This is a genomic window from Vogesella sp., from assembly GCF_046297735.1.
Taxonomy (GTDB): Bacteria; Pseudomonadota; Gammaproteobacteria; order Burkholderiales; family Chromobacteriaceae; genus Vogesella; species Vogesella urethralis.
In genome coordinates, this window is the sequence record NZ_JBKBHK010000012.1 from 97,500 (window position 1) to 107,797 (window position 10,298).

A 10,298-nucleotide genomic window follows, 5' to 3' on the forward strand; every position below is an offset into this window, starting at 1 on the left:
AATGCAATCTATCGACATAATTTATGCTGTCGGAAACAAAAAAGCCCGCAGCGGCAGGGCCGGTGCGGGCGGTATGGCGTTGGTCTAGCGTTAGCGTTGGTGCAGCTGTTCGGCCTGGATGGCGGTCAGGGCGATGGTGTAAACGATGTCGTCGACCAAAGCGCCACGCGATAAATCGTTTACCGGCTTACGCAAACCTTGCAGCATCGGGCCGACCGACACCACATTGGCGGAACGTTGCACCGCCTTATAGGTGGTGTTGCCGGTGTTCAGGTCGGGGAACACGAACACATTGGCGCGGCCCGCTACCGGGCTGTCCGGCGCTTTCTGGCGGCCAACCGATTCCACGCTGGCGGCGTCGTACTGCATCGGGCCGTCGATCAGCAGGCCGGGGCGTTTTTCGCGGGCAATGCGCGTGGCTTCGCGCACTTTTTCCACGTCGTCGCCACTGCCAGAGCTGCCAGTGGAGTAGGAGATCATCGCCACGCGCGGCGGAATGCCGAACGCCGCTGCCGAATCGGCGGACTGGATGGCAATGTCGGCTAGCTCTTCGGCGCTCGGGTCCGGGTTGACGGCGCAGTCACCATACACCAGTACCTGGTCCGGCATCAGCATGAAGAACACGCTGGACACCAGTTTGGCGTCCGGTGCGGTCTTGATCAGCTGAAGCGCAGGGCGGATGGTGTTGGCGGTGGTGTGCACGGCGCCGGAAACCAGGCCGTCCACTTCGTCCAGTGCCAGCATCATGGTGCCCAGTACCACGTTGTCTTCCAGTTGCTGTTCGGCCATCGGCGCGTTCAGCCCCTTGTTCTTGCGCAGCTCGACCATCGGCGGCACGTAGCGGGCGCGCACTTCGTTCGGGTCGACGATTTCCACGCTATCGGGCAGTACCACGCCCTGGGCTTCGGCTACCTGCAGGATCTCGGCGCGTTCGCCGATCAGCACGCAATGGGCAATGCCTTTCTCGTGGCAGATGGCGGCAGCCTTGACCGTGCGCGGCTCGTTGCCTTCCGGCAGTACGATGCGCTTGGCGGCGTGACGCGCTTTTTCCATCAGCTGGAAGCGGAAGGCCGGCGGCGACAGGCGTTTTTCGCTGGTCTGGCCAATGCGCTGGCGCAGCTGGCCGGTTTGTACGCGCTCGGCCACGAAAGCCACTACGCGCTCCATGCGTTCCAGATCGTCTGCCGGTACCTGGCGGTTCATGGCAGCGATCAGCGTGGTGGTGTCCAGCGTATTGGTTTCGATGGACAGTACCGGCAGGCCACTGGTGAACGCCTTGTGGCACAGCTGCTGGATGCGCTCGTCTGGCTCGGCGTCGCACGTGAGCAGCAGGCCGGCCAGCGGTACGCCGTTCAGTGTGGCCATGGCAGTAGCCAGGATGATGTCTTCGCGGTCGCCCGGGGTAATCACCAGTGCACCCGGTTTCAGCAGGTGCACGATGTGCGGCACGCTGCGCGCCATTACCGAAATGCTGCGCACGCGGCGACGCGTCAGCTGGCCGGCGTGCAGCAGCTTGGCTTTCAGGTAGTTGGCCACGTCCAGCGTGCGCGGCGCCATCAGGTCTGGCTCCAGCGGAATGCCGCCCAGGCACGGAATGCGGCGCTTCTGGATCAGCTGGCTGGATTCAGCGATCTCGCCGGCCAGGCGCTTGACGTCCTGTTCGGTGTCGATGCGGTTCAGGATATAACCGGCCACGGCATTGCTGCGGCTGCCAAAGGCCTGGATGGCGATCTCCAGTTTCTCTGCCAGTTCGTGGCTGGGCTGGGTGTTGGCCGCACCCACCAGAATCACGTCAGACTGCAGGGTACTGGCCAGCTTGCTGTTGATGTAGGTGGTGAACACGTGTTGCTGGTCTTGTACCAGGCCTTCCACGATCACCACGTCCACGCCTTGTGCCGCCTGCTGGTACAGGCTGACCACCTCTTCCATCAGCTGGTCGAGCTGGCCCTGGCTCAGCAGGTGCTCGGCACGCTCCATCGGCAGCGGTTCCGGCACGTGGAGGTGGCACAGCTCGCGCGCGAAGTGGCTGGAGCGTTCCGGCTCGTTCGGGTCCAGGCCCTGGGCGATCGGCTTGACGAAGCCGACCTTCAGGCCATCCTGCTCCAGCGCACGCACCAGGCCCAGCGACACCGAGGTCAGACCGGCATCAAAACCGGTCGGGGCAATCAGAAAAGTGTGCATGGTGGCTCCTTAGTTGCCCTGGGTCAGTGCAGCGGTATCCAGTGCGATCATCAGCTCTTCGTTGGTGTTGACCACGACGGCGGCTTTGCTGTCGGCGCGGCTGATGCGGCCTGCTTTGCCACGGAAAGCGGCTTCGTTGGCGGCGTCATCCAGCTGGAAGCCCAGGAAAGCCAGCTTGTTCAGCACGTTGGCACGCACGAACGGCGAGTTTTCGCCGATGCCGCCGGTAAACAGCAGTATGTCGATACGGCCCAGTGCCACCACCATGGCGGCGATCTGTTTGGCCAGGCGGTAGCAGAACACTTCCATAGCAATAATGGCGCCAGGGTGACCGTTGGCCGCGGCTTCTTCCAGTTCGCGGCAGTCGCTGGACAGCTCGGACAGACCCAGCAGGCCGGATTGCTTGTTCAGCAGTGCGGTCACACCGTCTACGTCGGTGTTCAGCGCGCTGGCCAAGTAGCCGAACAGGCCGGGGTCGATATCGCCGGAGCGGGTGCCCATTACCAGGCCTTCCAGCGGGGTCAGCCCCATGCTGGTGTCGACAGACTGGCCGTTCAGGATGGCGGCAACCGAGGCGCCGTTACCCAGGTGGGCGCTGACGATGGCACTGTTGTCCAGGCTGATGCCGGCCATCTGCGCGGCCTCGGCGGCCACAAAGCGGTGGCTGGTGCCGTGGAAGCCGTAACGGCGTACGCCGTGCTCGCGGTACAGTGCCATCGGTACGGCGTACAGATAGGCGTGTTGCGGCATGGTCTGGTGGAAGGCAGTGTCGAATACGGCTACCTGCGGCAGGCCCGGGAAGCAGGCTTGGGCGGTGCGGATGCCCAGCAGGTTGGCCGGGTTGTGCAGCGGCGCCAGGCGGGCGCAGTCTTCGATGGCCGCAATCACCTGGTCGTCAATCAGGGTGGAGGCATGGAAGTTCTCGCCGCCGTGTACCACGCGGTGACCGATGGCAGTGACGGTGTCGGTCAGGGCGCGCTCGTCCAGGTAGGCCAGAATGGCCTTCATGGCGCCGGCGTGGTCGCCTTGCGCCAGCGACAGCTCTACCTTCTGGCCATCCTGCTTGAAGGTGATGCAAGCGTCGGCCAGGCCCAGTTTTTCTGCCAGGCCGGTGAGGGTAGTAGCCTGGTTCTGGGTGTTGATCAGGGCAAATTTCAGCGAGGAGCTGCCGCAGTTGATGACGAGAGTGTGGGTAATCATGTGTTATCCGTTAGCAGTAAGACATCATGGATGAGTCTGTGCTGATGTTGCGTATTCTTTTTATAGCGTGCGCTTTCAGGGTTGCCGGCTTTCTGCCGTCACGCGCAAGGGGCGCATTATCGCCCTTTGTGATGCATTGCACCATAGGGGTTGAGCCTGATTTTTGCTAATGGCTCATTGTCAGCGTTTTGTCTGACAACATCATGAAAGAAAAAGACTTTCTGCATGAAACTTTGCAGAACCCGCATTTGTCAGATTTTTTAGCACCTACGCCTTGACTTGACACAAAAGCACGCACAAAAAAGTGCTTGCCCCGGGGGGGGATTTAGCCCACAATCCCGCCCCTGAACGTTTCGGGGTGGTGTGCAAAGCCCCTGTTCTGCAAGTGTTTTTTAATAGCTCTCCGTAAACTCGTTAAGAGCGAGATTCGGCTGGTCTTATATCTTCTTCCACGGAGGTGTGGGAATAATGTCTGATCTGGCTTCGTCCCAGCTGCTTAAGGCTTCTGCAGCGCAGTTGCCCGTTTTTACCTACTTTGACCCGGCTTTTTACGAGCTGGAGCAAAAAATCCTGTTTGCCGATGCCCCGCAGTACTACGGCCACGAACTGATGGTGCCCAACGAGGGCGACTATCACACGCTGGACTGGATGGGCCACGGCAAGATGCTCAAGCATGTCAATGGCGACATCAAGCTCATCTCCAACGTATGCCGTCACCGCCAGGCGCTGATTTACCAAGGGCGTGGTAACGGTAACCATATCGTGTGCAATCTGCACGGTTGGACCTACGACGCGGAAGGCAAGCTGGTGGGTGCCCCGCATTTCCCGGAAACCCCGTGCCTGAACCTGAACCAGACCGAGCTCACCCGCTGGAACGGCCTGCTGTTCGACGCCAAGCGCCAGGTGCAGCGCGACCTGGAAAAACTGGGTGTTGCCAAGCACATGACGTTTGAAGGCTTTGCCTATCACAAGTCGTTTACCACCGAGTACAACTTCAACTGGAAAACCTTCATCGAGGTGTACTCCGAGGATTATCACGTCGACCCGTTTCATCCGGGACTGGGTAACTTCGTCAATTGCGCCGACCTGAAGTGGGAGTGGGGCGACCACTACCACGTGCAGACGGTGGGCGTGAAGAACCAGCTGGCCCGCTCCGGCAGCAAGGTGTACGGCAAGTGGCACGAAGAGGTGCTGAAGCGTTACGCCGACCAGCAGCCGGAATTCGGTGCCATCTGGCTGACGTACTACCCCAACATCATGGTGGAGTGGTACCCGCACGTGCTGGTGGTGAGCGTGGTGATCCCGCGCGGCCCGGAGAAGTGCACGGTAACGACCGAGTTCTACTACCCGGAAGACATTATCTGGTTCGAGCCCGATTTCATCGAGGCCGAGCAAGCCGCCTACTTCGAAACCGCGGTCGAGGACGACGAGATCTGTCAGCGCATGCACGAGGGCCGCAAGGCGCTGTGGTTGCGCGGCGAGAGCGAGGTTGGCCCGTACCAGTCGCCTACCGAAGACGGCATGCAGCATTTCCACGAGTACTACCGCCGCCTGATGGGGGCAAATCTGGCTGGCTAAGACGCCGGCTTGTGCGGCACAATGCAAAGGCGCGGATATCCGCGCTTTTTTCTTGCCCATACGCCCTATGCAAGTTCGTCGTCATTCCCGGTTGTTGGCTGTCTTGCTGTGCTTGCCCCTGCTGGTCCATGCGGCCCCCTATCGCCACGCCGGCCTTGGGGTGGCATTAGCGTTGCCCGATGGTTGGAAGGTGCGCGCCGCCACGGAAGGGGGGGTGCGGGTGCTGCCGCCGAAAATGGAAGACCGCGAACGCAGCGGCGTGGCCGTACGCGTGTGGCGCGAACGCTTGCGCGGTGGTGGCACGGCGCTGGAGCGGCTGGCTAACCGTTATCGCAAGGCACAGGGGGTGCGCGAGGCGGCTATCAGTACCCGCCTGGATCGCAAGGCGGGCAGGCTGGTGTTGGAGTATCGCGAAGGCGCCTATGTGCAGAATGGCTTGTGGATACTGCGGCAGCACCTTAAGGTCATTCAGCAGGATGGCAAGCAAGCGGTGGTCGCGGAGTGTGTGGCCAACGCCTCGGAGTACCATCGCTACCGCCGTGCCTTTGCCGATCTGTGCCTGGGCATGGTGGTGCGTCCGCCAGCTGCCAAGAGCTGAGTATGGCACCCTGGTTCGCGCGTCTGGGCTCGGCGTGGATGATTCTGGCAGCCGCCAGTTTTGCCGCCATGAGCTTGCTGGTGGCCAGGAGTAGCCAGCAACTGGGGGCGGTAGAAATCCTGTTCTATCGCACCTTTATCGGCCTGTTGGTGCTGTTGCCGCCGGTGCTGCTGGGGCGCGAGCGGGTGGCAACCGTGCACTGGTCCGGTCACCTCAAGCGTAGCCTGGCTGGTTATGTGTCGATGGCCCTGCTGTTCTATGCACTGGCTCACCTGCCACTGGCTACCGCCGTTACCCTCAATTACACCTCCTCGCTGTCGTTTGCCGTCTGTTGCGTGCTGCTGCGTGGTGATCGTCTTGGCCATTTGGTCAAGATGGCGCTGCTGCTGGGTTTTGTCGGCATTGTGCTGATTCTGCGGCCAACCTTCGATCAGGGACAGTGGCTGGCCGGGCTGGCCGGTTTGTTGTCAGGCGTGGGGGCAGGGCTTGCCTTGTTTCATGTGCGTGAGCTGGGCGAGTTGGGCGAACGCCCCGGGGTGACGGTGTTCTGGCTGTATTGTCTGTCTACGGTGTGTGGCCTGGTCTGGGTGTTGTTGCAGGGTGGTTTTACGCCGCTGGCGGTGAGTGATCTGGGTCTGCTGTTGGCGATGGGGCTGTTGGGTTTGCTGGGCCAGTTGGCCATGACGCGCGCCTACAAGGAAGGGCGCAAGTTCGTGGTGTCCAGTCTAGCTTATCTCACCGTAGTGTTTTCTGCCCTGCTGGGCGTAGTGTTTGGCGGCCAGTTGCTGTCGCTCACCGCCTTGTTGGGCATGGCGATGATTATTGCGTGCGGCATGTTGGCCGCGAAGGGTTCGTAGTGGGCGGTGCGTGGTGGATGGTGCTGGCGGCAGCCAGCTTTGGCTTGATGGGCGTGTTCGTCAAACTGGCTTCGGCCACGCTGGGCACCGTGGAGCTGGTGTTCTGGCGTACCGCCTTTGCGGTGCTGGTGCTGGGGGCGGCGGCCCTGCTGCGGCGCCAGCGTTTTGCCACCCCCTTGCTGGGGCAGCATATCAAACGCGGGCTGCTGGGTTATGTCTCGCTGCTGTGCTACTTCTACGCCATCAGCCATCTGCCGTTGGCCACGGCGGTGACGCTCAACTATACCTCGCCGCTGTTTCTGGCGCTGTTGTCGGTGCTGCTGCTACGCGAACGTTTGCCGCGCAGCGCCTGGTTGGCCATCGTGCTGGGTTTTGCCGGTGTGGCCTTGCTGCTGAAACCGACGCTGGCCGGCCTGGGCGTGCTGTCTGGCGTAACCGGCTTGTTGTCCGGTTTGCTGGCCGGCTGGTCCTACCTGCATGTGCGCGAGCTGGGGCAAGCCGGCGAGCCGGAATGGCGCACCGTCTTCTTCTTTGCCTTCATTTCCACGCTGGGTGGCCTGCTGCTGATGCTGTTCCAGACCTGGCACCCGCTCACCGCGGCCAACCTGCCGTGGGTGCTGGGCTTAGGCGTCAGCGCCATGGTGGCGCAACTGGCGATGACGCGCGCTTACAAGGTTGGCCGCAAAATGCTGGTGGCCAACCTGTCTTACCTGACGGTGGCGTTCTCGGCGCTGTTCGGTGCGCTGCTATGGCAGCATTGGCTGGGCTGGCAAGAGCTGGCTGCCACAGGTTTGATCATTCTCAGCGGTATTCTGGCCAGCCGGCGCTAGAATGAAAGCGTAAACCAACAGGCATGGAGCCGCGCCCGCATGGGCTGGCGCAAGGGGGCAAGATGCCGCATAGCAAGGAGCAACAGCATGATTTCCATTCGCGAGCAGGATTACGGGCTGGACGTCGCCCTGTTTAACGAGTTCACCCTGGCGGATTTCAAGCTGCTGGAAGCCGCGCTGCTGAAGCGTGCTGCAGAGCAGGGGCGCCCCGATGTATTGCTGGATCTGTCCGGCATGAAAGATTTCACCCTCGACATGGCGCTGGAAGAAGTCCGCTTCATGCGCGCCCACGAGAACGACTTTGGCCGCTTTGCCATCGTGGCCGACGATGTATGGGTAAGCCTGGCCACCCATCTGTCCGGCTTGCTGACGCACGCCCGTGCCCAGCATTTCGAGACCGTGGAAGAAGCACAAGCCTGGTTGCTGGCGCCGCAGCCGCTGTAAAGCTTGTCTGTCTGCACCGAAGGCAGCGTCACGCTGCCTTTTTTCATATTGCCATCGCTAGCAATCTTGATTTTCCCGCCTATGCCGTTACAGTAGCGGCTTCCGTTTTACCGACAACAACAAAAGCCCATGCTGAAAAGTATTGCCAGCCGCCTGGCGGCCGAACTCGCCGTGCGCGAAGCGCAGGTCACTGCCACCATCGACCTGATTGACGAAGGCGCAACCGTGCCTTTCATCGCCCGTTACCGCAAGGAAGTCACCGGCGGCCTGGACGACACCCAGCTGCGTCTGCTGGCCGAGCGTCTGGTTTACTTGCGAGAGCTGGACGATCGTCGCGACACCATCCTCAAAAGCATTGCCGAGCAAGGCAAACTGACGCCACAGCTGGAAGCCGCGCTGTACGCCAGTGACAACAAGACCCAGCTGGAAGACCTCTACCTGCCGTACAAGCCCAAGCGCCGCACCAAGGCGCAGATTGCGCGCGAAGCCGGGCTGGAGCCGCTGGCGGACAGTCTGCTGGCCGATCCGACGCAGCTGCCGGAGCAAGCTGCCGCAGCCTATGTCGATGCTGCCAAAGGCGTGGAAGACAGCAAGGCCGCACTGGACGGTGCTCGTGCCATCCTGATCGAGCGCTTTGCCGAAGACGCCGAGCTGCTGGGCCAGTTACGCGAAAAGCTGTGGAACGAAGGCGAGCTGGCAGGTGCCGTGGTGCCGGGCAAGGAGCAAGAGGGAGCCAAATTTGCCGACTATTTCAATCATCGCGAAGCTATCAAAACCACGCCATCGCACCGTGCGCTGGCGCTGCTACGCGGCCGTAACGAAGGCATCCTCACCCTGGCATTAAAATACCAGCCGGACGACACGCCGATCACGCAGCGCTCCGACTATGAAGGCCTGATCGCCGCTCGTTTCGGCATTCGCGACGCCGGTCGTCCGGCAGACAAGTGGCTGCTGGACGGTGTGCGCCTGTGCTGGCGTGCCAAGATTTTCCTGTCGCTGGAGCTGGAGCTGGTGTCGCGCATGAAAGAAGCCGCCGACGCCGACTCCATCAAGGTATTTGCGGCCAACCTGAAAGACCTGCTGTTGGCAGCTCCGGCCGGTGCCCGTGCCACCCTGGGTCTCGATCCGGGCCTGCGTACCGGTGTCAAGGTGGCGGTGGTAGACAACACCGGCAAGCTACTGGACACCACTACCATCTTCCCGCACGAGCCGCGTCGCGACTGGGACCGCTCCATCGCCACATTGGCTGCATTGGCGCATCGCCATAAAGTGGAGCTGATCGCCATCGGTAACGGCACCGCCAGCCGCGAAACCGACAAGCTGGCGCAAGAGCTGATCAAGGCCTACCCGCAACTGGGCCTCACCAAGATCGTAGTGAGCGAAGCCGGCGCTTCGGTGTACTCGGCGTCCGAGCTGGCGGCTAAAGAATTCCCCGACCTCGACGTCAGCCTGCGTGGTGCGGTGTCCATTGCCCGCCGCTTGCAAGACCCGTTGGCCGAGCTGGTGAAGATCGACCCGAAATCCATCGGTGTCGGCCAGTACCAGCACGACGTCAACCAAAGCCAGCTGGCACGCAGTCTGGATGCAGTCGTAGAGGATTGTGTGAATGCTGTTGGTGTCGATGTGAATATGGCGTCGGTACCGTTGCTGACCCGCATCTCCGGCCTTAACAGCACGCTGGCGGCCAACATCGTGGCGCATCGCGATACCTATGGCGCCTTCCGCACCCGTCGTGACCTGCTAAAAGTTAGCCGTCTGGGCGAGAAAACCTTCGAGCAGGCCGCCGGCTTCCTGCGCATCAGCAACGGTGACAATCCGCTGGACGCGTCGTCGGTGCACCCGGAAGCCTACCCGGTGGTGGAAAAGATCGTGGCCAAGACCGGTCGGGCGGTGAAGCAGATCGTGGGCGACGCCACCTTCATCAAAGGCCTGCGCCCGGCCGACTTTACCGACGAGCGTTTCGGCTTGCCGACGGTGATGGACATCCTGAAAGAACTGGATAAGCCCGGCCGCGATCCGCGTCCCGAATTTAAAACCGCCACTTTCCAGGATGGTGTGGAGGATATCAAGGACCTGCAGCCAGGCATGATCCTGGAGGGCGTGGTCACCAACGTGGCCAACTTTGGTGCCTTTGTCGATATCGGTGTGCATCAGGACGGGCTGGTGCATATCTCGGCACTGTCCAATAAATTCATCGATGATCCGCGCAAAGTGGTCAAGGCGGGCGATGTGGTGAAGGTCAAGGTGCTGGAGGTGGACGTGCCGCGTAAGCGCATTGCCCTTACCATGCGTCTGGACGATGAGCCGGGCGCGGCGCGCAGCAGCGCAGCGCCGGCCAGGGGGAATGAGCAGCGCCGGGCGCCGGGTCGCCAGTCCGCCCCGGCCGACCTCGGCGGTGGCGCCATGGCGGCGGCCTTTGCCAAGCTGCGAAAAAACTAGTTTTTACCGAAGAAGCCCGGCGTTAGCCGGGCTTCTTTATGCGGGTTCGGAAAGGTTGGCCGCATGCGGCCAACCTTTTTGCTTTTCGTCACCTTTGCAAATCAGCTACTTAAGCAATTACTTGCACTTTTTTGCAGGCGAGGTGTTGACGGCCCAGAGCGTGGTGGGTAT

The 10,298-nt window shown here is 61.6% G+C and carries 8 protein-coding genes; 6 read left to right on the top strand and 2 right to left on the bottom strand.

Translation table 11 applies throughout. From position 1 onward, the window contains the following. Nucleotides 1-90: 90 nt before the first annotated feature. Nucleotides 91-2,181, bottom strand: coding sequence for a phosphate acetyltransferase (gene pta / locus ACK4FZ_RS13950; RefSeq protein ID WP_409821851.1), 2,091 nt, complete (start codon nucleotides 2,179-2,181; stop codon nucleotides 91-93). 9 nt (nucleotides 2,182-2,190) lie between these two features. Beyond that, entirely contained in the window at nucleotides 2,191-3,381 is a 1,191-nt protein-coding gene (locus ACK4FZ_RS13955) for an acetate kinase (protein WP_409821853.1), read from the bottom strand. A gap of 468 nt (nucleotides 3,382-3,849) precedes the next feature. On the opposite strand from ACK4FZ_RS13955, the gene ACK4FZ_RS13960 reads away from it, so the two are divergent. The 6 genes from ACK4FZ_RS13960 to ACK4FZ_RS13985 all read left to right on the top strand — a co-directional run bounded on the left by ACK4FZ_RS13960 (nucleotide 3,850) and on the right by ACK4FZ_RS13985 (nucleotide 10,127). Further along, nucleotides 3,850-4,959, top strand: a complete 1,110-nt coding sequence (locus ACK4FZ_RS13960; RefSeq protein ID WP_409821855.1) for an aromatic ring-hydroxylating oxygenase subunit alpha — start codon at nucleotides 3,850-3,852, stop codon at nucleotides 4,957-4,959. 172 nt (nucleotides 4,960-5,131) lie between these two features. Next, nucleotides 5,132-5,557 (top strand): hypothetical protein, encoded by a 426-nt coding sequence (locus tag ACK4FZ_RS13965; RefSeq protein ID WP_409821856.1) that lies wholly within the window; start codon nucleotides 5,132-5,134, stop codon nucleotides 5,555-5,557. A 2-nt stretch (nucleotides 5,558-5,559) separates the two neighbouring features. After that, nucleotides 5,560-6,414, top strand: a complete 855-nt coding sequence (locus ACK4FZ_RS13970) for a DMT family transporter (protein WP_409821858.1) — start codon at nucleotides 5,560-5,562, stop codon at nucleotides 6,412-6,414. Further along, nucleotides 6,384-7,244 carry a DMT family transporter gene (locus tag ACK4FZ_RS13975; RefSeq protein ID WP_409821860.1) on the top strand — a complete coding sequence of 287 codons (861 nt, stop codon included), beginning with the start codon at nucleotides 6,384-6,386 and terminating at the stop codon, nucleotides 7,242-7,244. Before ACK4FZ_RS13970 ends, ACK4FZ_RS13975 begins: the two co-directional genes overlap by 31 nt. An 87-nt stretch (nucleotides 7,245-7,331) precedes the next feature. Further along, the gene (locus tag ACK4FZ_RS13980) at nucleotides 7,332-7,688 is read left to right on the top strand and encodes an STAS/SEC14 domain-containing protein (RefSeq protein WP_144371462.1); all 357 of its coding nucleotides are present in this window, start codon (nucleotides 7,332-7,334) and stop codon (nucleotides 7,686-7,688) included. Between the two features lie 129 nt (nucleotides 7,689-7,817). Further along, nucleotides 7,818-10,127: a Tex family protein gene (locus ACK4FZ_RS13985; RefSeq protein ID WP_409821861.1), complete on the top strand. Its 2,310-nt coding sequence runs from the start codon at nucleotides 7,818-7,820 to the stop codon at nucleotides 10,125-10,127. Nucleotides 10,128-10,298: the final 171 nt, after the last annotated feature.